The 23,106-nt window shown below is 39.6% G+C and carries 19 protein-coding genes; 10 read left to right on the forward strand and 9 right to left on the reverse strand.

The genetic code is table 11. The features are described from left to right. Positions 1–139 precede the first annotated feature (139 nt). The gene (locus ACO1O5_RS16045; protein WP_486271988.1) at positions 140–1,375 is read right to left on the reverse strand and encodes a DUF2264 domain-containing protein; all 1,236 of its coding nucleotides are present in this window, start codon (positions 1,373–1,375) and stop codon (positions 140–142) included. Positions 1,376–1,590: 215 nt separating this feature from the next. Here ACO1O5_RS16045 and ACO1O5_RS16050 point away from each other — a divergent pair, with 215 nt between their 5' ends. Further along, positions 1,591–1,926 carry an ArsR/SmtB family transcription factor gene (locus ACO1O5_RS16050; protein WP_486271990.1) on the forward strand — a complete coding sequence of 112 codons (336 nt, stop codon included), beginning with the start codon at positions 1,591–1,593 and terminating at the stop codon, positions 1,924–1,926. A 3-nt stretch (positions 1,927–1,929) separates the two neighbouring features. Here the strand turns inward: ACO1O5_RS16050 and ACO1O5_RS16055 are convergent, their stop codons facing one another. Further along, complete coding sequence (locus tag ACO1O5_RS16055) at positions 1,930–3,507, reverse strand: S10 family peptidase (RefSeq protein WP_486271992.1); 1,578 nt, start codon at positions 3,505–3,507, stop codon at positions 1,930–1,932. A gap of 384 nt (positions 3,508–3,891) precedes the next feature. On the opposite strand from ACO1O5_RS16055, the gene ACO1O5_RS16060 reads away from it, so the two are divergent. The 4 genes from ACO1O5_RS16060 (at position 3,892) to ACO1O5_RS16075 (ending at position 6,922) form a co-directional block, all read left to right on the forward strand. Continuing rightward, complete coding sequence (locus ACO1O5_RS16060) at positions 3,892–4,875, forward strand: c-type cytochrome (protein ID WP_486271994.1); 984 nt, start codon at positions 3,892–3,894, stop codon at positions 4,873–4,875. A gap of 194 nt (positions 4,876–5,069) precedes the next feature. Next, a complete protein-coding gene (locus tag ACO1O5_RS16065) occupies positions 5,070–5,558 on the forward strand; it encodes an asparaginase domain-containing protein (RefSeq protein WP_486271996.1) in 489 nt (162 codons plus the stop codon). 20 nt (positions 5,559–5,578) lie between these two features. Beyond that, positions 5,579–6,259: a GNAT family N-acetyltransferase gene (locus tag ACO1O5_RS16070; RefSeq protein WP_486271998.1), complete on the forward strand. Its 681-nt coding sequence runs from the start codon at positions 5,579–5,581 to the stop codon at positions 6,257–6,259. Positions 6,260–6,394: 135 nt separating this feature from the next. Continuing rightward, a complete protein-coding gene (locus ACO1O5_RS16075) occupies positions 6,395–6,922 on the forward strand; it encodes a nuclear transport factor 2-like protein (protein ID WP_486272000.1) in 528 nt (175 codons plus the stop codon). A 50-nt stretch (positions 6,923–6,972) separates the two neighbouring features. On the opposite strand, the gene ACO1O5_RS16080 is transcribed toward ACO1O5_RS16075, so the two are convergent. Beyond that, entirely contained in the window at positions 6,973–8,019 is a 1,047-nt protein-coding gene (locus ACO1O5_RS16080) for an LLM class flavin-dependent oxidoreductase (RefSeq protein ID WP_486272002.1), read from the reverse strand. 128 nt (positions 8,020–8,147) lie between these two features. On the opposite strand from ACO1O5_RS16080, the gene ACO1O5_RS16085 reads away from it, so the two are divergent. The 3 genes from ACO1O5_RS16085 to ACO1O5_RS16095 all read left to right on the forward strand — a co-directional run bounded on the left by ACO1O5_RS16085 (position 8,148) and on the right by ACO1O5_RS16095 (position 12,524). After that, positions 8,148–9,002: an alpha/beta fold hydrolase gene (locus ACO1O5_RS16085; RefSeq protein WP_486272004.1), complete on the forward strand. Its 855-nt coding sequence runs from the start codon at positions 8,148–8,150 to the stop codon at positions 9,000–9,002. Positions 9,003–9,405: 403 nt separating this feature from the next. Continuing rightward, positions 9,406–10,638, forward strand: a complete 1,233-nt coding sequence (locus ACO1O5_RS16090) for a radical SAM protein (RefSeq protein ID WP_486272006.1) — start codon at positions 9,406–9,408, stop codon at positions 10,636–10,638. 125 nt (positions 10,639–10,763) lie between these two features. Further along, positions 10,764–12,524 carry a hypothetical protein gene (locus ACO1O5_RS16095; RefSeq protein WP_486272008.1) on the forward strand — a complete coding sequence of 587 codons (1,761 nt, stop codon included), beginning with the start codon at positions 10,764–10,766 and terminating at the stop codon, positions 12,522–12,524. Positions 12,525–12,618: 94 nt separating this feature from the next. Here the strand turns inward: ACO1O5_RS16095 and ACO1O5_RS16100 are convergent, their stop codons facing one another. From ACO1O5_RS16100 to ACO1O5_RS16115, 4 genes are all read right to left on the reverse strand, one after another. Continuing rightward, on the reverse strand, positions 12,619–14,514 hold the full coding sequence (locus ACO1O5_RS16100) for a prolipoprotein diacylglyceryl transferase family protein (protein WP_486272010.1): 1,896 nt from the start codon (positions 14,512–14,514) through the stop codon (positions 12,619–12,621). 132 nt (positions 14,515–14,646) lie between these two features. Then, a complete protein-coding gene (locus ACO1O5_RS16105) occupies positions 14,647–15,534 on the reverse strand; it encodes a hypothetical protein (RefSeq protein WP_486272012.1) in 888 nt (295 codons plus the stop codon). A 104-nt stretch (positions 15,535–15,638) separates the two neighbouring features. Next, positions 15,639–16,457, reverse strand: coding sequence for an aldo/keto reductase (locus tag ACO1O5_RS16110; RefSeq protein ID WP_486272014.1), 819 nt, complete (start codon positions 16,455–16,457; stop codon positions 15,639–15,641). Positions 16,458–16,626: 169 nt separating this feature from the next. Beyond that, positions 16,627–17,061 carry a hypothetical protein gene (locus tag ACO1O5_RS16115; protein ID WP_486272016.1) on the reverse strand — a complete coding sequence of 145 codons (435 nt, stop codon included), beginning with the start codon at positions 17,059–17,061 and terminating at the stop codon, positions 16,627–16,629. A 136-nt stretch (positions 17,062–17,197) separates the two neighbouring features. Between ACO1O5_RS16115 and ACO1O5_RS16120 the strand changes: the two genes are divergently transcribed. Both ACO1O5_RS16120 and ACO1O5_RS16125 read left to right on the forward strand, forming a co-directional pair. Beyond that, complete coding sequence (locus ACO1O5_RS16120) at positions 17,198–18,073, forward strand: hypothetical protein (RefSeq protein WP_486272018.1); 876 nt, start codon at positions 17,198–17,200, stop codon at positions 18,071–18,073. Positions 18,074–18,253: 180 nt separating this feature from the next. Then, positions 18,254–19,888, forward strand: a complete 1,635-nt coding sequence (locus ACO1O5_RS16125) for a hypothetical protein (RefSeq protein WP_486272020.1) — start codon at positions 18,254–18,256, stop codon at positions 19,886–19,888. 16 nt (positions 19,889–19,904) lie between these two features. On the opposite strand, the gene ACO1O5_RS16130 is transcribed toward ACO1O5_RS16125, so the two are convergent. Both ACO1O5_RS16130 and ACO1O5_RS16135 read right to left on the reverse strand, forming a co-directional pair. Then, entirely contained in the window at positions 19,905–21,854 is a 1,950-nt protein-coding gene (locus ACO1O5_RS16130) for an nSTAND1 domain-containing NTPase (RefSeq protein WP_486272022.1), read from the reverse strand. 173 nt (positions 21,855–22,027) lie between these two features. Continuing rightward, positions 22,028–23,106 (reverse strand): hypothetical protein (locus ACO1O5_RS16135; protein WP_486272024.1); only part of this gene is annotated, 1,079 nt, incomplete at its 5' end.

Below are 23,106 nucleotides of genomic sequence, written 5' to 3' on the forward strand. Positions count from 1 at the left end.
ATCAACTCCTTTTTATCGTTTAGCATCAGCTTTATTACTGGCAGGTTGCTCTTCAGCAGAGCCCGCTTCCTCTTCAAACTGATACATAAAGTTCAAACCTAAAATCAATAAAATCACCAACTATTTTTGTCCACATTACCTAATTGGTGATTGCGTGGTCGATAGGAAAAGCTTTGCCTTTACTTGCCTTGAGTTGTGTCCATTCTTCATCCGGATTTGACCACAAGGGGTCTTGTACAGGAAGTCCTAAAATTAAAAATCCTTCTGAACAAAGATACAAGCTGCCGGTAGAAATATAGCCTTCTCCAATGCCAGGCTGGTGGCCAAGGAAACCAATCTGCAGCCAGCCTTTTGCATCAAAAGTGCCGGGCGCTTCTACCTGGTTTTTAATTACGGAATATAACGCTGAACGTACCTGTTGTGGATCGATTTCTTGTAAGTCGTGCATTAATGCAATTTCACCTAAGAGCTGGAATGCGCCAAATCGATAAGCCAACGAGCGGCCGACTGGCGGGTAATAAGCTTCCGGGGAAATGAGCCTCTCCAGTATTTCTGCATAGCGACGGGAGCGCTTCAGCGCTATATTATACAGAGTGGCATATTTGTTTTCTCCTTTCACAGCCTGCAACACTTCAAGCAGCATAGGATGTATTACATAACTATTGTAATAGTCAAAGTGAAGATCGGCCCCATCACCATAAAGGCCATCGCCTTTATACCATTGCATGATGTGGCTAACGGCGTCGTCTATACGCAAACTGTCGCATTGCCCGGTTGTCTTCAACAGAAATGCCTCGATCTCCGCGCTAAAAAGCAACCAGTTATTTTGGTACGGTTCAATAACACGAGATGACTTAAAGGCATTAATAACATTGTTTTTTGTATTACTATCCAATGGCTCCCATAATTGGTGTGGCGCTCTTAATAAAGCTTGTGCAAGAAAAGCAGCATCCACAACCGGTTGCTTTCCTTTATTAAAATTCATGAAGTCGGGCGATTGCGGATCGGTGGCATTATGTAAGCATTTTCTCACCAGCAAAATATATTTACCCCGCAATTTCCCTTCATCTGAAACATCAGGACCAAGTTCAAGCCATGGAGCCATACCGGCCGCTAAACGGCCAAAGGCTTCGAGGTAAGTGTATTTTTTTCTATCTGCTTCTTGTCCCGGAGCTGCTTCCACCGGCATCTCTTCTCTTAATTTATTAATGCTTAGCGCATTCAATACGGGGTCTGCAATATGAGTAAGTTCACTAACCAGGTAAGCCCGTTCGGGTATGCCACCAGGTAAGATTGCAGAGTCTGCGAAAGCGAAAACATGCATTGCAAAAAATAGCAACACCGGGCTAAGTAAAAGGCACTTGATTTTTTTCATATATCTGTTCTTTTCATAGCTAATGTAATTTCATCAAAGGGAACCTCATGTTAAAATAAGTCCCGTGATATTTTTTTATCGAAAATTACAACATCAATCATTCATGAGATATAGTGAAATTACCGCTCCTGCTTAACAAATAGATATGAATAACTCATTTATTTACTAATAATTTCTTATTCACACAATTAATAGTATACATTTATAATAAACTCATGCCGTCAACATTGGATGAACCGCAAGAAAATAATGAGCATTATGAACTTATGATTAATACCTATGAAATCAGGAAGGCAGGAATGATTCTGCGGGCACTCGATCATGAATTACGACGGGAATTAATCAGGTTAATTCATCAAAATAAAAGCATTACCGTAACACAATTATACACACAACTTCGTCTTGAACAATCGGTAGTATCGCAGCACCTCGCTATTCTGCGAAAGGCAGGCGTTGTGACCATTCTAAGGCAAGGCAAGCATAAATATTATTCCATTAATTCTGTAAGGCTCGATGAAATAAAAAATTTTGCGATAAAACTTGCCGGATAATTTCTAGTGACTTGTATTTATAAACTGCGCCACATTATCATGTAATAATTTCAAAGACTCCGGTTGTAAATAAACCATATGGCCAGAGTAATACAATTTATATTCTATGTTCTTCTGTAAGGCAACGGGCATCGGCAGGTGTTGCATTTCATACCGTCCCTGAAAATAAGGAGTGCCCAAATCAAAATAACCACTATTCAACATAACTTTTAAATTGGGATCAACTATCATAGCACGGGCAAGCGCCGTCATTACATTTGGGTAAACATTTTCCTGTGGATCTGTAAATCCCGGGATCTTGTGGCGGTAATCCCATTGATCGTACACCCCTGCACCGCCGGGATAAAAAGTTTGATCATATCCATACTTCAATTCGCTGCGCAAATAGTTATTAAATGCCCCGATAAACGGTGCGTCCACATAAGAATCCATCGGGTCGTACTGGCTTTTTTCAGCAAGTGGGTTCATGGCGTAGCCACCGAAACGTGCATCCAGCCTGCCTGTAACCATGTCTTCTTTTGAAAGTAACTGTTGTTCGAATTGCTGGTCTTCAATCCTGAGATTGGCTTTTTTAATGTAGCTCAGATCCAGCCCCGTATAATCGCGAAGCTTTGCAGCCACCTGGTCGAATGAAGCCGCATCCAGTAAGGCGCCTTTCCCTAACGCCAACGCATATTCGTTCATTGCAAAATGCTCTACGTCTTGCAGGAACGGCTCGAGCTTCGCAGGTTGATTGGGCACTTTATGATGATACCATGCAACAGCCGCATAGGACGGCAATGCCAGTTGATAAGGCAAATCATTACCCGGTTCCGCATGTGGATTATCGGGAGAGTTGGCAAGATTCAAAATTTGCGAAAGAAGAATAATGCCATTGAGGGAAATTCCTTTGCCATTTTCAAGTACGTCCGCAAGGGCCGCCGACCGAAATGTGCCATAGCTTTCTCCGAATAAATATTTTGGTGAATTCCAGCGGCTATATTCCGTTAAAAACTTAACGATAAATGAGCCGAACGCGTTCGCATCGGGATCGGTGCCATAAAAATCTTCAGGCTTGCCGGCTCCCCCCATTTCTTTTGTAATGAGTTTACTGAAACCAGTACCTGGTGCATCAATAAAAACAAGGTCGCTGGCATCCAAAAGACTGTAATCGTTATTTACTGTTTTGTAAGGAGGCCTTGTACGGGTGGTGTCCTGCAGGTAAACTCTTTGAGGCCCAAAGGCGCCCATGTGAAGCCAAATGGTAGAACTGCCCGGGCCGCCATTGTATAGAAATGTCAGCGGTCTTTGAGTTGCATCTTTTCCATCGTCTTTAAAATAAGCCGTATAAAAAATGCTAACAGTAGGAGTATCATTATTGTTTTTAAGAATTATTGTTCCGGCCACCGCTTCATAATTAATTCGGGTACCCTCTACCGTTACAGTACCATGAGTTATTGATTTTTGAGGTGATTTATAATTAACTCCGCTGTCCTGCCTCACTTCAACTTTGACGATAGTGTTTTCTTTTTTTGCCTGCGCAAACGATGCGCTGCATACAAACAGAAAGAAGCCGGTAAGAGTAATGGATATTTGTCTCATTATTATTTTCATTGATCGGTGTATAAAATAACTGCAGGAATATTTATTGCAAAATAAAGATTGAATCTCTTCATCCAAACATACAAATTTTTTCCCGCCGGACTCCACCCGATATTCGGCGTTGTCAAAAATAGAATCGATAAAATTGTTTTCGAATATCCTTTCCAGTTAAGGTAATTCTCCACGACCATTACTGTATCAATCTTTCTTAAAGGGTTTGTAATTGGCTTTCAGGGTCGGCAGAGGCTTGCCAACAGGCTTTTCATGCCTGCTTCCTGCCATCTTATGAAAAATTATATGACATTCATGTGAAATGTTATTGAAAAATAAAATTGCGTTTATCACATTTTTTCTTAATATTTATACAATCTAAACCAAACCAACATGCAAAAGAATATTGCTTTATCTGCTATACTTTTTATAGCGTTAGTTACCATTTTATTTACGGCCTGTAATAACAATAACAACAGTAACACATCAGAACCGGTGGCGAGCAGCCGGGAAGATTCCATGAAAAAGGTGGTTGCCAGGGGGGAATATCTTGCGTTACATGTAGCGGCGTGCATCCATTGTCACAGCATGAGGGACTTTAATAAATTTGCAGGACCCGATGTTCCTGGTACGGAAGGTGGTGGCGGTGAAAAGTTTGATCACTCAATCATGGACGCAATTCCCGGAACAATGTATAGTAAAAATATTACCCCTGATTCCGCGACCGGCGTCGGTACGTGGACAGACGATGAATTGGTGAGAGCTATCACCCAGGGCATTAGTAAGAAAGGCGATACATTGTTTCCTTTAATGCCCTACGCCCATTTCAACCGGATGACAAAAGGAGATCTCATGAGCATTATCGCTTATTTGCGGACATTGAAACCGATAACTAACAAAATTCCTGAACGGCAACTAATGATTCCTATAAGCATGGCATATCCTGCTCCGGCCCTTCAAAAATCTATTGACGGAAATGTATGCCCGCCGGAAAGTGATACAGTGAAATATGGAGGTTACCTGGTAAATATGGCTGGTTGCAGCGATTGCCACACTCCTTACGTAAAAGGACAACCTGATTTTAGCCGCGAATTTGGGGGAGGCAATACTTTTGTTGTTGGTAAATTTAAAGTTAACTCAGCTAACATAACACCGGATTCTACTACCGGCATTGGACGCTGGGATCTTGATGCATTTATGAATAAATTCACTATTTGCCGGGAGGAGAAAGGGTATAATTACGACCCGGGTAAAATGAATACAGTAATGCCGGTTGTTGATTATTCAGGTATGAAAGACTCGGACCTAAAAGCAATTTATGCATACCTCCGCACTATAAAACCGGTTAAGAACATGGTAGTGAAATACCCGCAATAATCGTAAGGAATTTTTTAGACTGTTCATATCAACTAAAGATTAAATTTTTCTTCTTGCCTGCAACTTAAATTTAGCGTTTAATCGTTGACGTTATTACTATTCATCATGAGTTGGTATTATATTAACATTGATGCCGGCCCTCCGAAATGAACAAATCCCAATTTCATTTAACTTCACCATTAAAAATTTTGAAGATGGCAATCCGCATTTTTATTACGGGCGGTACATTTGATAAGGAATACAATGAGCTGAACGGACAATTGTATTTCAAGGACAGTCACCTTGGAGACCTCCTTGCAATGGGGCGAAGCCGGGTGCCGGTGGCCATTCGCACCCTGATGATGGTGGACAGTCTCGAAATGACAGATGAAGACAGAAAGCTGATTATACACCAATGTAATCATTGCGATGAGACTCAAATTGTAATCACTCACGGCACTGATACGATGACCCTTACCGCAAAAGCTTTAGCTCAAAATGTTCCCGGGAAAACCATCATACTTACGGGAGCAATGATACCTATTAAGTTCGGTAGCTCAGACGGGTTGTTTAACCTTGGCAGCGCACTTGCCTTTGCTCAAACGCTTCCTGAAGGTGTTTATGTGGCAATGAACGGCCGCTATTTCAACTGGAACAACGTTTGGAAGAATAAACAAACAGGTGTATTTGAAGAACTGAAATAAAAATGGAGTAAAATTAAAAGATGCAACATGTTCTTGACAACCCGGTATGGAACGCTTTAATTTCCGGCAATAAGACTTTCGCCATCGGGAATGAGAATGCAAGATATTTCCAGAAAGATGTGGCGCCTTTTGCAGCTGTCAATTCGGTAACAAAAGAGGAACTGGAAATGCTTTATGATATTGCTCAAACCGGCGACTCCTTTGCATTTTTTAGCAGCAAAGAGATCAACATACCACAACCATGGAAGGTGAGCCATTGCACGCATGGTTTACAAATGGTTCACGATAAAGAAATCAAAAAGAAATTCGTCAGTCATGATATTTTGCCCCTGACAATCCTTGATGTTCCCGCAATGCTTGCCTTAACAAAATTGACCAATCCCGGTCCTTTCCTTACCAGGACCATTGAATTGGGCAACTATGAAGGTGTTTTTAAGAATGGTAAATTGGTAGCAATGACGGGGCAAAGAATGCATCCATTTGAGTACATAGAAGTAAGCGCTGTTTGTACGCATCCGGAACATACCGGTCATGGGTATGCGACAACTCTTATTTTACGACAGGTTGAAAATATATTGGCCCAATCCGCCATTCCTTTTCTACATGTAAAGCAGGAAAATTTTAACGCCATAAAATTATACAATGCATTGGGCTTTTCCGCCAGGAAAGAGATGTTCATTTACGGAATAAAAAAACTGTAACCTTATTTTGCATAAATAATTCTGAAGAATTTCTATGCAACTTCATCGGCCACGCCTGTCAGTAAATTTGCCTTACCGGCTTATAATAACTACCTTGATTAGCTTCATAATTTTATTAAACGAAAACTTTAGACAATGAGAAAATTATTATTACCATTACTAGCGTCGATACTGGTATTTTCCTGTAATTCTGGTGAAACGAAAGATGATACAGCCACGTCAAAAAGTGACGATTCGAAGGCGCTGTACGAGCAAAATCTTGCCGTAGTAAAAACCATCACAACTGACTTTGAAAACAAGAACCTTACTGACTTTTTTAGCAATGTTGCCGACAGTGTAATTTGGAATTCTCCGGTTTACGGTGATAATGTGCACACTAAGGCACATTGGATGGAATCACTCAAATACTGGACCGATAACTGGGATAGTCTTCATTTGATTGATGCAAATTTTTTACCGGGTCTTGACTCTACTACCCATAGCATGGACGGCAGCGTTCGTTATTATGGACAATGGGATGGCGTGCACAAAGCAACGGGCATTCATACTCATGTTCAGATTTATGAAACCTATGAGTTCAACAAGGATCATAAAATAGTTAACGATGCTGAATATTTTGATGTGGGTGGTTTAATGAATGCAGTACAACCTAAGACAAAATAATTTTTTCAACCAGGTAAATAATAGATCATTCGTATAATGCGGATGGTTTTTTATTTGTTTCCAACATTCCCTAAAGCCTTGCGCACAGCAGGCGCCACCACGTTTCCGAATAGTTCTATGGCATGCAACATTTGCATATGCGGCAAGGTGCCCACGCTAAATTGAACCATAAAGCGTTTATTGTGAAACAACTCATATTCGTACAATATTTTATCAATAACCTGTTGCGGGCTGCCTGCCAACAATGAGCCCGCAGGGCTTCTCATCATTTCAAATTGCTCACGTGTGGTAGGTGGCCAGCCACGTTCACGGCCTATCTCAGTCATTACCGCTGCATAAACAGGAAAAAATTCATTGGCCGCCTGCAGGCTATCGTCAGCAATATATGCATGCGAATTGATGCATAGTTGAAGCCTGTTAATATCATGACCTGCTTTTACATATTCCTGCCGATAATAATTGGTGAGCTCAACAAACTGGCGAGGCATCCCGCCAATGATCGCAATTGTTAGCGGCAACCCCAAAGTTGCTGCACGTAATACAGACGAAGGCGTTCCTCCTATAGCAACCCAGATCGGGATTTGTTTTTGAAACGGCCGCGGGTAAACGCCGGCATCGTATAGTGGCGCCCGGTGTTTGCCTTTCCATGTTACTTTTTCTTTTTCATTTATGGCAAGTAACAGCTTTAGCTTTTCATCAAAGAGACTATCGTAATCGTCGAGGTCGTAACCGAAAAGCGGGAAGGACTCAATAAAAGATCCACGCCCGGCCATGATTTCTGCCCTGCCACCTGAGAGCAGGTCCACCATTGCAAATTGCTGGAAAACTCTCACAGGATCATCTGAACTTAGCACACTAACGGCACTGGATAAACGTATATTTTTTGTTCTAACCGCAGCCGCGGCCAATAAGGTTGCCGGTGAGGAAACGAGGAAATCGGGGCGGTGATGTTCGCCAATGGCAAACACATCCAGGCTAAGTTGATCTGCCAGTTGAACCTCTTCCATAAGGTTTTGAATTCGTTGGTAAGGGCTGATGGTTTTACCGGTTAAAGGGTCGGGTGTTAATTCTACAAATGTGCTGATGCCTAATTCCATGATACAAAAATAAGGGAACGAGAGAGCGCACCACAACTACCGGTGGTGGCTTAATTAATAGGGGTGATGAACGATTAAATTAACAATTCCCCTATTCATTAGCGTTTCCCTCTCTTTACATTTGCAGCATGAAAAATGTAAAAGGGCCTTTTCTTTTGATGACAGCGATGATAACGGTACTATTAGCCTCAGCACAATCACCTGCGATAGATACTTCAAAAATCGGCGACAATGCAAAAGTTGGTCGCTATATAAAAATAAGGGGCTTCAATATGTACTATGAAACCTATGGCTCGGGGGCGCCTTTACTGATGATTCACGGCAATGGCGGCTCCATCAGCAATTTTATGTACGAGGTACCTTATTTTGCAAAAAGTTACAAAGTGATCGTGGCCGATAGCCGGGCCCAGGGCAAATCTATTGATACAGGAGATTCATTAAGTTACGAGATGATGGCTGATGACTTTAATGCTTTGTTGGATGTACTGCATCTTGACTCATGTTACGTCATTGGGTGGAGCGATGGTGCGGTGAACGGTTTGTTGCTCGCAATGCGCCATCCGGTTAAAGTAAAAAAGCTGGCAATAACCGGAGCCAAATTATCCCCCGATACAAGCGCAATAGATGCAGTAGCCAGTGAATGGGCCTTGAAGTATAATGAATCTCTTGAGAAAATTAAACAAACTCCCGAAGTAAAGAATAGAGGTAAAGTGGCCCGTCTATTATCTTATGCTCCCCACATAATGCCGGCTCAACTGGCATCCGTTCATTGCCCAACATTAGTTATCGGAGGCGATCATGATGTAATACTTCCGAAGCATACACTTTTAATCGCTGCATCAATCCCAAAATCTTATTTGTGGATTTTGCCCGGTGCCGGAAACTCAACACCTGTTTATTTCAAAGACCAGTTTAATGAGGTGGTTGGTAATTTCTTCCGAAATCCATATAAAAAAATTGAGGGGCTTGATCGCTTCAATTAATATCCTACAATCATCCCATCTTTGCGGGAATGTGATGCAACATGACATCCGTAGCTTCTTTTTGTAAATGCATCAATTGTTTTAGTTATATTAATTTCTTTAAAAACACCTTTTCTGCCAATGGCAATTATTCGAGTGAATTGGCAAATTGCCGATTTTTAAAGAACTTCCCCGCGGTCTTCTCAACTGCACATTTCATTCGCTAACACTCCCGTTTCAACAGAGAATGTATCCATTAATATGACTTGTATCATCTTGTCATAATGATTTGGTCATCGAAACTTAAATAAAATATCACAAAATTGCAGGACGGTTAAAGTGTATAAGTGGGGATGGTAATATTGACCACTGAAAAGCATAGGTTGAATGATGTGTGATGAATTTTCATTGCAAAACTTTCAAGATGAAAAAGCCGGAAGTAAATAAGGCTGCTATTAAATTTTCTTCTGCCAATAATAAGGACAATAAAATTGTAGCTGGATGGGAATACCGGATTGCAAGCCTGCTTATAGGTTTAAACGTTATATGGCTTGCACTGTTGCGATACAAAAATCCCTGGAAGGCCTTTCATTTTGCAGTGAAAGTTATTAATACAAGAGACCAGTTTAAAACTACACATCCAAAAATTGCCAAAAGGGCTAATAAATATTATATGAATTTACATACCCCGGGTTGGCCTTCGAAGGCTTTCAACCGTGGTATTCATCATTCATTGAATTTATTTTCACAAAGCCCGGATATTTCATTGTTTTCAGTTGTTTTTGCCATAACCAATAAATGTGGTTTTCAATGTGAACATTGCGTTGAATGGGACAATCTGAACAGGAAAGATAGCTTATCTGCTTATGACCTTGTTGCAATCATAAAGCGTTTTCACCATTTGGGTATTTCGCAGGTACATCTAAGCGGAGGAGAACCCCTGAACAGGCTGGAAGATATTCTTTTTATACTCGATTCTGTTCCTGAAGGAGTTGACTTCTGGGTATTTACCAATGGTTATAATTTATCTGCTGAAAAGGCTGCACGTTTAAAAGAACATGGAATGACAGGTGTCATTATCAGTCTTGATCATCATGAACGGGAAAGACATGATCAATTCAGGGGTATTCAGGGTTCTTACCAAAGAGCCTTGCAGTCTGCACAACACGTTGTTGACAATGGGTTGTTACTCGCGTTTTCCTGCTGCGCAACTAATGAATTCATAGCTATGAGTAACCTGGCCTCTTATGCCAGGGTTTGCCGGGATGCAGGAGCATCATTCATTCAATTCCTGGAACCTGAAGCCGTGGGGCATTACCAGCAAAAGAATGTGGCACTCAATAAGAGGAACCAAGAACTCCTGGAACATTTTTTTTACCGCTTAAATTTTGATGCTGCTTATTCCGGATACCCGATTGCCAGTTATCCGGCGATGATAAAAAGGCAGAACGGGTGCCCCGCAAGCGGACTTCATTTTCTTTATATTGATGCCGATGGCTTTGTACATGCTTGTCCTTTCAATAAAAAAAAGTTATTCCCGGCGTCCTCCACCATCCTGGAAAAAAACATTCGTTCATTAAGAGAAACTGGTTGTTCCATGATTGAATTTACTTCCAAATCCAAAGATTCAGCTAAGACACTTCAGCTTAACCAATAGGCCTGGTAATTGAAGAAACCTTTTCCGAATCTTCTTTGTACAAAATGATCTTCCTTTTGGCCTATGTGCTTGCAACTGAACTCTTGACTGAAATAAGTTTAATCACTTTTTAAAAATATTGATATATGAAACCGATTATTCCCCGCTTGGCCCACTACACTAATTTATTTTTCTTTCCGCTGCTACTCGTATTAAGGTGGAAGGGAAAATTTTACATTTTGCTTTTTTTAGGGATGCTCATTCTGGCAGGATGTTTTAGAAAATTTTATTCTACCGGAACAACCACCTCTGCCGATTCAACTACAATTGAAAAACTGAAGAAGGCCAATAAATATTTTATTATACACTATACGGACTCTGTTTTGGCATTTTCGAATGTCTCCATTAACAACAATGCAATTGAAGGAAAAATTGGACCATTGCTGAAAGAGCATACCACCCAATTAAATCCGGAGACTAATGAAACCCTTCCGTTCAAAAATAAAAATGAGGCTGCTCTGTTGTCAGAAGTGCATCTTTACGTTAATAATAATAAATCAGCTACCACGGAATATCCAGGGGTAAAGATCCCCTTAGCTGACATTTACAGGATGGATGTTTATGAATTTAATAAGAAAAAGACAAACTCCAGCACCGTGCTGAGTATTGTTGGGATAGCTGCTGGCGTTGCACTGGTAGTTGTGGTTCTTGCATCAGCTGTTAGTGGAGTTGGTGATATAGGATATACTCCTCCACCTACAACCAACGGTGAATGCGGCTGCCCACAGGTATATGTGGAACAAAAGGGCAATTTTGATTTTCAGAATGGTATTTTCAGCGGTGCTGTGTATGCAAACCTTGAACGGATGGACTATCTTCCGCTTGGAGATTTACAACCTGAAAATTCTGACATCCGTTTACGTATATCCGGCCATAACAACGAGATCCAGTTCCTCAATTCAGCCCAACTCATTGGCGTATACCATAAGCCAGGTTCACAGATAATGGTTGACCGGTACGGTAAATTTTATTCCATAAGCAATCCGGAGCTTCCGGAGGCAGTAATAGGGGCCGGCAACCAGGATTTAAAGGAGACTTTAAGCAAAGCAGATGGAAATACGTTTGCGTTCAACACATACGACCCTAAAGAAGAATTTTCAAATGCATACCTGACTTTCAAAAGGCCATTAGAAAATGGGAAAGCAAGATTACTGATCCGTGCAAAAAACAGTAATTGGGCTGCTACGATAAATGATGAGTATACTTTATTATTTGGAGAAAAATATTCACGCTACCGCGATTATTGGGAAAATACAAGCCCGGACAAAATGAAGGCATTTTTATTAAATCAGGGGCTTCCGATAAAAGTTTATGTAGAGAATGAGGGGAAATGGGATTATGCGGGATATTTTCCTTTAAGTGGAACCGAAGGTTACCGGGACATGGTCATGGAAATTAAATTACCTGAGAACAAGAGCACTGATTTTCGTATCAAACTTGAAACAGTTTACCGGTTCTGGGACCTGGATTATGCAGCAATAGATTACTCTCCCGCAGAGTCGCTCAAAACCTTTACCGTGGATCCTTCTTCAGCCTATAATATCCAAAGAGGAGACCAAAAAGAGCAGGTGGCCAAAATAGATAAGAATTACGCTGAGTTGAATAATGATGAAAGTATTAACCTTGGGTTCCGGGTTCCGGAAAAGGTGGAAAATAATACTATTTCTTATTTCCTTGCTTCAAGCGGATATTACCATATTCAGAAAACGTATCCAGTAAAAGCGAATGTATCGAGGTTAAAAGAGTTTAAAAAACCTGCCGAATTTGATCGGTTTTCAAGAGAGAAGTACCAGCAAATGGAGCAATGGCAGTCTTTAGCTGCACATGTGAACCAGGCTTCAAATTGAAAGGGGTTATTGAAAACAGATAAAATAAATTAATCCACAATCGACGGGAATTATAAAGGGTTTCAATAGCGTAAATTGAAACCCTTTATCAACCTTATACCAGTCTTGAAAACCGGGCATTGGAACGGGGGAAATCTACTCCCATTGCAAAGAAGATAAAAAATCCGCCAAGGAATGCGGCCACCCATATTTCCCACTCATATCCCGGACGAAGTTCTGCCAGTTGAACATTGATTGTAGTGAAAACGATTCCTGTTATAACCGAAAAAATAGCGGCCCATTGATATAAACGCAGTCCTTTCCAAACAGGAGTTTGTACTTCACCCCTGTATGCTTCTTCTACAAACCGGCCTGTACTGGTTAGAATAAGGTACATTCCAAAAATAAAGGGATAAGAAAATTTATTTAACCATAAAGCCAGCAATAAAAAACCCACAACAAACAGCCAGAGAATTGAATATACCTGCGTAGGATGCAGATATTCTCCTTTTAACCCGGAAATATTGCAAACCCGTGAACGGAAATGGAAATAACGGATGCCGAGATTAGTATTACTGGTTGGCTTACCGTGGCAACAACCATTTACCAGGCAACGCAAACGACCAGCCGCTTGTACCCACGGCATAACAACCGAAATAACTCCAATAACCACCCAACCGTTGTAACCCATCCACCAAAGTATTGCACTGGCAAAGAAGATTCCAACTAAAGCTCCATAATAACCAAATGGTCTTTTCAATTTATCAGACCCTTCAATGAGCTGCGCCCATAATGCGGCAAAAACTGTTACTACAAATGCAAATATTAAAATGCCCCATGCATAGGCTTCGCCTACCAGTAAACCGCAAAAAAGAATACCGGCAAAACTTCCCAGGCCCACATAAATACCGTGATTAATTATTCTGACAGGACCGAATATCCATTCTTTCCATGAGTTGGCAATAGTTTCTGCAGTCTTACGAATAAACAACCAAATAGCTGAAGAATTAGCTGTTACAAGGAAAATAACAAGAGACACAATTAAGTTGAGTGTAAAAGAGTGGGTACTGGTCAATTGCAGAAAAATAATGATAATTGAAAAAGCCATGACGGGTAAAGTCCATTTTTTGAATTGCCGGCTATAGATAGCAGTGGAAAGAAGTGTAAGAAAAACAGGTACACTAAAAAAAACAGACAGATCATTACTACCTGCCGGAAGGTTTCCAGCATAAAAATATTGTGCACCAACTGAAGGCCATAGTAATGCAATATAAAAAGATAATGCAATTCCGGATAAAAGCGAAATCACCCAACGATGAAGAAGAATATTACTTTTTACGATAAGAGGCACTAACAAAATGAATGGAGCCGCCAGGAATTGAAGACTATTGAGCCTGTTAAAATATTTTAAGCCTCGTGAATCAGGCAATATCGAAGTGGAACCATGAGTTAAAAACCAAACGACATAGTTTGAAGTTATTAAAAATGATATAACCCAAAAAAGCGAAACTATTCTTTTTACTAAAGATGGGAATGAATCGGCAGATGAAGGAATATCCAGCAGTACTGACATATCCACATCTTTGAACCGGTCCTTTAAATCAATCTTTTCATAACCCAGCACCAATGCAATAATTGCCAATACACTTATGGGTGTTACAATCCAAAGCCCACCGGCTGACCCTAAATAAATAAACACACCAGTCATTACCATACTGTAACCCCAATAAACAGGATGACGTAAAAAATGGTAGGGTCCTTTTTTTACAAAATGAACAGGAGGATAGGCATTCATGGGCAAGCCCTTACCAAATTTTTTGAGTGAAAACATAGCCCACGCCATCAGGAGTAGTCCTGAAATACCAATGATCATTCCGCCAGCCTTGGATTCAATGGCAGGAAAACGAACAATATTTTCAAGAGATTGAGCCCACCACAATTGCAGCAATGGAATGAAGGCAAGAAATAATATTGCGTAAAGAATTTTGCCGGATAGTTCTTCTTTCTTCATCTTAATAAGAATTTAACCTAGCCGAGGATTTTACTTTTATACTATCGGATTTTTGTGCATAATAATTTATAAGTCTTCCCTGCTCAATTATAAATCACAAGACTATTTTTCAGCAAAAAATATTTCAGTATTTTATTCCATCACAGGCTGAATACATACATTATTTTTTCTCTTTGATATTTTTATTTGCGTCAGTATTTTTTGAAAACATTTTTTTGCCGGTAATTCATAAACCAAAGGGAAGGTTGCTCTTGCCAGCCAGGAAAATTTTGCCTCCGCCAGCAAACGTCTGTGCTCGTCCAGTAAATCCAATCCTTTTTGAGCATGATAACGCAACCATTCTTTTACAGGTTCCGAATCTTTATGATATAATTCATCCGGACTAATACCAAATAGCCGGCAATCCTCCGCCGAAATGTTTACATAGCCTGCTTTTATATCTTGTTCGAAATCTTCCAGGTCATACTGATAACGGCTGGCTGTACCCAGGGGTTCCAGGAAATGATATTTATCGGGGTCTTCTTTAAAAATTTTTAAAGTGGCCTTAATAGTACCTCGTATATCCATGAGATGAAAATGTGATTGGAGTTCTTTTTCCGGGAAAACAATCCATTTGTCTTTTCGCCGGGCGTCGAAAAGAAGTGAATTAAGAATATCTTCTGTTTCTGAATTAAACTCTTCTCCAAAACTATTTGCAACATTAAAACAATGAAGCATCAGGTAATCGACTTCATCAACAGGATTAACAGGCTTCTTGGAGAATTTGATTTTATCAATAATATAATCAACGCTATTTGAATAATCTTTCGGTAATGGAGCATCTCCATCAACGACATCATCCAGGTAACGCATTAGTGTATAATAAGTCTCCAGGAATTCTCCTCTTCGCTTTGCAAAAGATATGTATTTAAAAAACCGTAGGTATCGTAAAAAAGCCTTGTATTTCCAACCTCTCGTATTAAGCATATGCTTATATACAATTAAGCGCATCTGCTTCGCATGTTCAGCCAAATCCATCATGCAGTCTTTTTTTATCGATATGAAAATCGGCAATTCGGATTAAGATTTCTATGAGTTTAGTCATGCAGAGGACTGATGTAAGTGGCAATGCATTAACTTACCTATTACAAATCGCGTAAGTAATCCACCATTTTCTTTTTAATCTCAATATCCGGAAGTTTTCCTTCAACGGCACTTACATTATCATGAGCATGCTGCGGACTGGCAGTGGCGGGTATTACGCAGGTAACAGCGGCATGAGCAATAATATACTTCAAAAAGTAAGTGCTCCAGCTATCTATATCATTTTCGTGTGCCCATGAGGGTAAGGCTCTGCCTTTTACTTTGGTAAACAATCTTCCTTCACCAAACGGCCGATTGATTATTGTTGCTACGCCAAGGTTGGCTGCGGCATCCAGTAATCGACGTTCAGCGTTTCGGGATTCAATTGAATAATTAAACTGAACGAAGTCCGGTTTTTCTGCCGTCATAATGCGTTCCAGTTCGCTATGACTATAATCGGTGTAATGCGTGATTCCGATGTAACGGATTTTACCTTCGTCTTTCCAGCGGCGCAATTGGGGTAATTGAGTTTTCCAATCAGTGAGATTATGAATCTGCATAAGGTCCATTGTGTTTCTTTTCATCTTATCCATTGAAGATTTCATTTGCGCAATGCCTTCTTCCAAACCTGTAGTCCAAACTTTTGTTGCATAGAAAAAGTCGTCGGCAGTATCCATTGTTGATGTTATGTCGCCAATTACCTGTTCCGATTTCCTGTACATGGGCGAACTATCAATTAACCTGCCACCACCGGCGTACAATTCTTTAAGCACATTTTTAAGAACCGGATATTGTTCAGCAGTAACATCAAATGATTGCCACGTGCCAATTCCGATAACAGGAAGTTCTTCACCCGATGATGGTATCATGCGTTTTATCATACTTATAAAATTACAATAACCTGTTAAATCAAAATGAGTGTCTAAAAAAATTCTATCGATTTGCAAGGTTCGTTGATAAAAAGAGAGCCGCCGGGAAGAAATTCTTCGAGGCGGCCTGCAGGGTGTTTTTCTAAAAAATATGGATAAAAGAATTATTGATTACCTGGTCTCAATCATCATCATCATCATCGAATTGTCTGTTATGCCTGTACCGCCCGGGATAAACAGCGTTATCTCCGCATTGAGTATAAATGTTGTTTATTTCCTGCGCCTTTTGAGCTTGCAGATTTCCCACCTCGTATCTTTTTTCGCGTGGGCTTAACGACCAGTCATTAATTACCTGTTGAATTTGATAATCGTAGCTGGATGAAATGCGGGCAACGAGTTGATCTCTCTCGTCGTAACGATACCGGTTATTTTGATAAACAAAAAAATTGATGTGAAATCTTCCCCTGTCGCGATCACGGTCTTCATCACGATGCCTGTAGTATCCGTCATGGCCAAAATAACCGCGGTCTCTGTCATTCCAGTGATGACGACCATCCTGGGCAAATGCAGATGTTATAATTGCTGTGCAAAATAATAATGTAAAAATCTTTTTCATAAATTATTGTTTTTATAAATATTCAGACCGCGACCTTGTTCATAGGTTTCACAAAGCCTTGTTAATACATTCACTATTAATAAATATTATTTCAAGCAACCCATTTCTTATATTTATAAGTGATAACATTAATTACATGATAAAAAGACTTTCCATTTCCCTCACTTTATTTTTTGTTTACATCGCGTGCATTAGCCAGGCGCAAATCAACCAGTTCAAAATAACTTCTTCCCACACATCTTTCCCCGATACAGGAAGATCGAATGGCCATCTTTATAACGAAAGCTTATATAATAGAGCAGATCATTATTCCGATAGTTCTGTAATTATTATTACGCCGAAGAATTTTCTTGCGAAGAAAAAAGTGGATATGCTCTTTTGGTTTCACGGATGGAATAATAACATTGATAGCGCTTTGGTGAGATATGGTTTGTCAAGACAATTTGCTGAATCAGGAACTAACGCTGTATTGGTTTTAGCTGAAACTGCTAAGGATGCTCCCGATAGTTATGGTGGCAAACTGGAACAGCAAAATACCTTCAAAAAACTTACAAATGATGTGCTTCAAAAACTGGTAAGCATGCACGTTATATCTGCCAGGGATCGTATTGGAAATGTAATTCTTGCCGGCCATAGTGGCGCCTACCGCGTTATAGCCAATATATTAGAAAATGGTAACGCACCCGTAAACGAAGTTATTTTATTTGATGCCCTGTATGCAAATACCGATAAATTTTTAGCGTGGTTAACTGCAGATAGCGATCATCGTTTTATAAATCTCTATACCAATAATGGCGGCACTTATGATGAAACCAAAGTCATGATGCAACAACTAAAGAATTTAAATCTTCATGCGGATTCGTTGGAAGAAACGAATGTAACGCCGCTTATGCTTCAAACCAATAAAGTTATTTTCATCCATACATTACATGCACATAATGACATTATTCAACATCCGGATAATTTTAAGTTGTTTATAGAAAACAGTCCTTTTCTAAAGAAGGGACAGTGACACCGGACAGGCCCCACAATATTTGATTCAAATTTGCTTTCAAATTTAAGATCGTTACGTTTACCTTTGGCGAAACATAAACGTAAGGAAGTCCTAACGTTTATCCTTTCAAAAAAATGGAATAGCCATTAACGTTAGATGCGGACTATTCAAAAGAATCATACGCTGAAAAATAATCTGATGACCAGAATCAAATTTCTTGCTATCATCCTAATTACATTATTCTCTTCCGGTCAACTTAAGGCGAGTGACACACTGCTGCTAAGAAAAAATGATTCGCTGACGCTGGCGCAGGCCTATATTAATCTAACGCTGGCAAGGGACTACTTTGACACATTAAGTGTTGAACGCCTTTCAAAAATTCTTCCCTTTGAAGAGCGGGAATTGAACTCTATCACGGATACCAGTTTCATCAGGATAAATGGCACCTTATATAATTTTACATATTCCCTGCTGTATCTCAACAAAGCCCAACTACTCTTTAGGACCAAAACAAAGATTGACCGGGCTGCGTTGCTACAATGGAAAGACAATCTTGACAAGGCAATCGACAACTTCAATCATTCCAACATCAGCTCCTACTATACAGTTGAAAAAGTAAAAAATGCTTACTATGAATTAATTGCCTTTAATCGTGAAGCATGCTATACGCTCGATGGGAATATTGAAGCGTTGAAGAGGAGGTTTACCCCATATTTTAATAAAAACATTTACCCTGACTTTAAGAGAATTTTTTACGAAGCTAAAAAGGCCAATAAATATTATTTTGATTCTCTTTCATATTACACCTCAATTTATGATATGCCGCTTAGTATGGCAATAAAGAACAATATGCCGGAACCTGAAGAGAATGAAGATTATGGACCACATAGTCTTTTCGTGAAGACTGGTTACAAACTGGCAAAGGGGCTGGAGTTGATTTCACAATATCTCCAGCTGAGTTATGTGATAAACCAAAAAGTACCCGCTGATTCAAATCATCTTAGCCTGTATAACCTGTATAATTCCTATCACCAGTTTGTGAGAACCCTTCGCCCCGGAGACAGTTTTCATTTTATGATTGATGACGGAATATTACCGAAGGATAAATTCTTTAATAAGGAATTAAATAAAATTGTATGCGATAGCCTTTATACTTTGCTTCAGAAAAAATTTCCATTTAAATTTATCCAGGTTGCAAAAGATGAAAGGCTTGGAGCGACTGGTCCTTACGATGCTCCAAAAACTAAATACTATTTTCCGATTCCGGCGCCCTTCCCTTCGACACTTCTCTATATTAACAATTTTCAGCCGACGCTAACCACTATGAAACAAGTTGATAATTACTTTAAAAAAATCTTCAACAAAAAAGGTTATGCAGGGCATTTACATTATTACTATGTAGAATCCGGTTATGCTTTTACCACAAGCCTCGAAAAAATTAATAAAGACGGAAGTCCGGTAAGCGGCAGCAAACGATGGAGTGTTTCGATCGGAGGTAATGGATCTTTTTCTTTATACGAAACTTTTAAATCTATCTTCTTTGCCACGGAATCGAACTTTAGAATTCTCGGCTTCATCATTGCTCCCGATGCTGCAACTGTTCAAAGAAGTCCTGCGAGTATAGGCGCCATGCAGGATCTCCTCACTTATAGTTATCCTTCCCTCCCACCGGACCTGGAAGATTTTTCTTTGCCTAAAAAAACGTTGACAATTTTAGTCTATAATTTTTATCAAAGCGATATTGGCAAAGTACCGATGCTTGACGTGAGTAGCCGTTTATCAGTTACAGATCATTTGGAAAAATCAGGGCTTATTCAATTGCTCCCTCGATAACCAGATAAGAGGTCTATTAATTTTCCCGATGCGACTCTAAATAGTCGCCCAGTGGAAAATCAATCTTGATCACCTTGTTATTTACCAACTCTATATCTATCAAAATATGAGGGCAGTATCCATAACCCCGATAACCAAAGGCAAATCCCAATGAAGATTCTTTCCCAATATGAATGTTGTCCGCGTAACCTGAGCAAGGCCATGTATAAACGACCTGCTTTATTTCATCACGCCTGAAAGAGGGAACATCTATCCATATGAGATAATCCCGATTAGTAGAACCAGATATCGCCACACTGATTGCCCTCGGCGTTATCAAACTATCTAAGGGGTAGGTTTTCTCCCGACGAAGTTTTTCAACAACTGCGTTGTATTCTGTAGAATCATATTCCCTTTCCTTACCGTTTACTACAAGCTGTAATAAAACAGCGGTTTGTTGTTCAGCGGTCGTCGCTATTTGTTGTGCATTAAGTGCAGCTATTTCCTTTTGCCTTGAATTTATGGAATAAATGACGAGGAATATAATGACCAATAAAACACCCCCCGCAGATGCTATAATATTTCTTTTTATTCTTTTACTCTTTTCATGCCTCTTGTTTTCTTCTTCCAGTTGAAACGCTCGCTTTTGCGCTTCAACGTTGGCCGTGCTTTTATCAATCCAATCCTGTTCTTCATCACTTACTTTGAATTTTTCGAGATAAGGCTCAATAAACAATAATTGTTTCTCCGTAAAAAACTCCCTTGCTTCCGCTTTTACAGAAACCTGGCTTTTAACCAGTCGTTGTACTTCTAAAATCGCTATCTGTTCATCACTTCTTTTTTCAGCAATGCGCAACGCCAGTGAATCATGCGCCAGCTCATACAGGTTTTCATTTTCAGAATAAACCACTATGCGGCTGTTTACAAATTCTTCCACAGCACCATCTATCAATTTGGTATCCACGCCCGGCAACCTGTCGGCCAGTTCCTTTTTTGATATGGGCACCTTGGTTCCTTCCAACGTACAAAAAGGTGAAAGAATTTTCCAGATCATTTCCGGTGTAACAATGCCGTTATTGATGCTTAACTTGCTGCTGATCTTTTGAACTTGTTCCTCAAGGAAATTTCTCAACACGTCGCCAATATCACCAATACGCTTCAGCACATCCATCGTGATCAAGGCGTCTGCCTGGCGGCTTTCGTCATGAGTGGTTTCAACATATACTTTGTCCAAAAAAACCTGCAGGTAAGGCAATTGAATTGTCAAAGTATTTTTCTTGCCCCTGATTCTTTCAAATATTTCTTGAGTGATTTCGTCTACTTCATCTTCTTTAATTTTTACATTGGAGAAGCGGTAATTATTAATTCCCTTAATTACATCCGTTACCTTATCTAACGTCATGGGCTCTATACGCAGTTTCTTGCGCAGGAACTGTGGAACTTCTTTTTCAAAATCGTACAAATAACCAAGGTATTCTTCGCGGATGGAAATGATGATCTTAACAGGTTGTTCCGCTTTCAATATTTCCTTTACGGCTTCTATAAATTGGCTTTGTTCCGCTTTATTACCCAATACATACAATTCTTCAAATTGATCGAATATTAAATAAATTGGCCTGAAATTATGGAGATAAACGCCTTTGATTAAACGCAATAAGCCGGTTAATTTTTTTGATGGATTTTTTGCAACCAGGTCGTCGTCATCCACTTCATTTCCTCCCGCATCTGTCAATTGTTTTTCTAGAGAGGCATTGATATCGTTTCCTCTCCTTATGGTAAGCGGCAACCAATCATAAGATTTGAATTTACCCGCCAGGCCGCATTGTATTAAACTTGTTTTTCCGGTGCCGGAAGCGCCGTATATAAGCAGGATGGGCGTTTGAAATACCATTTCATACAGGGCCTCTATCTCTTCATCTCTTCCAAAGAAAATGTCTTGGTCTTTTTGGTTATAGGAATCTAAAAATTTAAATGGATATTTCTTCATGAGCGAAACAAAGTTTTAAATCTACCAGGTATGCCGTTTATATTATTTAAATAAAACATGGTTTGTGTATTGCCACTGATTACACGGATTTTCACGGATAAATTTATATGATCCGTGGCTAAAATATTTTATAATATAATGAGTCTAATCATTTTAATTAAGACAAACGTTTTCTAAGCCAAAATTTCTTTGTGTGCGGTTTGAAATATTTTATACACAACATTCAACTGCAGGCTCTTGAATTTTTCCTGATCTTTCATCAAGCCAGTAATATCATGTTCAATGTTTGATTCCAAATCTTTTTCTATATCGTCATTAAATTGAATAACTACCTGTGACGGGTCGCCTATATCTTTGGCATCCTCATTTTTGTCGCTGGCAATTTTGTTAATGTCGGAGTAAGTCAATCTTTTCTTTCTCTCTTCAAAATAGGTATAAAAACAAATCTTCACTTCCATTTCATTGGTTAGTGCATTCACATCAATTATGAAAGGATACAAATTGAGGCCTAGCTGGTAATGATCTTTATAAATCAAAACAGCATCTTTGCTTATAGGTAAAGTATCGTATTTATATTTTGATGAAAATAATTTATCATCCGTATCCACACCGAGGAACGTATAGGAATGCAGGTATTGCACGGCTTCATTCCTGCTGTCATTATAAGTAATCTCTTTAACGGATACCATCTTATAATTGGCCAGGAAGCTTAACGTAGAAAGAAATGTGGTCAATTCATTTTCCACTTCAAAAGCAGTAGAATAAACAATCTGGCCGGAATCGAGTTTGCTTTTTATAGCTTCCAGATTTTTGCAGGCATTGGAGAAACTACTGCCATCAGCGATGCTGTCTTTATTGAATTCGCCGAATGGATAATCAATTTTCTGTGCATCGAAAATGCTAACCAATGTTTGTAGTAGTTCCACATAGTCCTTAATATTTAATTCAATTTCTGAGCTGAAAAAATTATCGAGGATAGTAGCCTGGTCACGGCTACATTCAAAATTATTGTCCTTTTTATAATCCCACAATCTTGCAATAAACGAAAAGCATAAAAGCTGGAGGCTTCGGGTGGCAGTGGCAATACACACTTCAATATAATCTCTCGAACTGTTGGAAGTAAAGGCATCGATACCGCTGGAAATAACTTTTTGCAATAGCATCCCCAACACGCCAACAAATCCGGATATGATATAACCGCTAGCCTTACGGGTATAACGTACTTGCGTTTCCCAGTCAGCTTTATCTGCAT

Source organism: Ginsengibacter sp., from assembly GCF_057362405.1.

What these genes read in the sequence shown, in the direction of transcription:
- ACO1O5_RS16120 (WP_486272018.1), top strand. Translation starts at nt 17,198, where the DNA reads ATGATAAAAAGACTTTCCATTTCCCTCACTTTATTTTTTGTTTACATC.
- ACO1O5_RS16075 (WP_486272000.1), top strand. Translation starts at nt 6,395, where the DNA reads ATGAGAAAATTATTATTACCATTACTAGCGTCGATACTGGTATTTTCC.
- ACO1O5_RS16125 (WP_486272020.1), top strand. Translation starts at nt 18,254, where the DNA reads ATGACCAGAATCAAATTTCTTGCTATCATCCTAATTACATTATTCTCT.
- ACO1O5_RS16050 (WP_486271990.1), top strand. Translation starts at nt 1,591, where the DNA reads ATGCCGTCAACATTGGATGAACCGCAAGAAAATAATGAGCATTATGAA.
- ACO1O5_RS16115 (WP_486272016.1), bottom strand. Translation starts at nt 17,061, where the DNA reads ATGAAAAAGATTTTTACATTATTATTTTGCACAGCAATTATAACATCT.
- ACO1O5_RS16090 (WP_486272006.1), top strand. Translation starts at nt 9,406, where the DNA reads ATGAAAAAGCCGGAAGTAAATAAGGCTGCTATTAAATTTTCTTCTGCC.
- ACO1O5_RS16080 (WP_486272002.1), bottom strand. Translation starts at nt 8,019, where the DNA reads ATGGAATTAGGCATCAGCACATTTGTAGAATTAACACCCGACCCTTTA.
- ACO1O5_RS16045 (WP_486271988.1), bottom strand. Translation starts at nt 1,375, where the DNA reads ATGAAAAAAATCAAGTGCCTTTTACTTAGCCCGGTGTTGCTATTTTTT.
- ACO1O5_RS16105 (WP_486272012.1), bottom strand. Translation starts at nt 15,534, where the DNA reads ATGATGGATTTGGCTGAACATGCGAAGCAGATGCGCTTAATTGTATAT.
- ACO1O5_RS16100 (WP_486272010.1), bottom strand. Translation starts at nt 14,514, where the DNA reads ATGAAGAAAGAAGAACTATCCGGCAAAATTCTTTACGCAATATTATTT.
- ACO1O5_RS16060 (WP_486271994.1), top strand. Translation starts at nt 3,892, where the DNA reads ATGCAAAAGAATATTGCTTTATCTGCTATACTTTTTATAGCGTTAGTT.
- ACO1O5_RS16055 (WP_486271992.1), bottom strand. Translation starts at nt 3,507, where the DNA reads ATGAGACAAATATCCATTACTCTTACCGGCTTCTTTCTGTTTGTATGC.
- ACO1O5_RS16070 (WP_486271998.1), top strand. Translation starts at nt 5,579, where the DNA reads ATGCAACATGTTCTTGACAACCCGGTATGGAACGCTTTAATTTCCGGC.
- ACO1O5_RS16110 (WP_486272014.1), bottom strand. Translation starts at nt 16,457, where the DNA reads ATGATAAAACGCATGATACCATCATCGGGTGAAGAACTTCCTGTTATC.
- ACO1O5_RS16065 (WP_486271996.1), top strand. Translation starts at nt 5,070, where the DNA reads ATGGCAATCCGCATTTTTATTACGGGCGGTACATTTGATAAGGAATAC.
- ACO1O5_RS16095 (WP_486272008.1), top strand. Translation starts at nt 10,764, where the DNA reads ATGAAACCGATTATTCCCCGCTTGGCCCACTACACTAATTTATTTTTC.
- ACO1O5_RS16085 (WP_486272004.1), top strand. Translation starts at nt 8,148, where the DNA reads ATGAAAAATGTAAAAGGGCCTTTTCTTTTGATGACAGCGATGATAACG.
- ACO1O5_RS16130 (WP_486272022.1), bottom strand. Translation starts at nt 21,854, where the DNA reads ATGAAGAAATATCCATTTAAATTTTTAGATTCCTATAACCAAAAAGAC.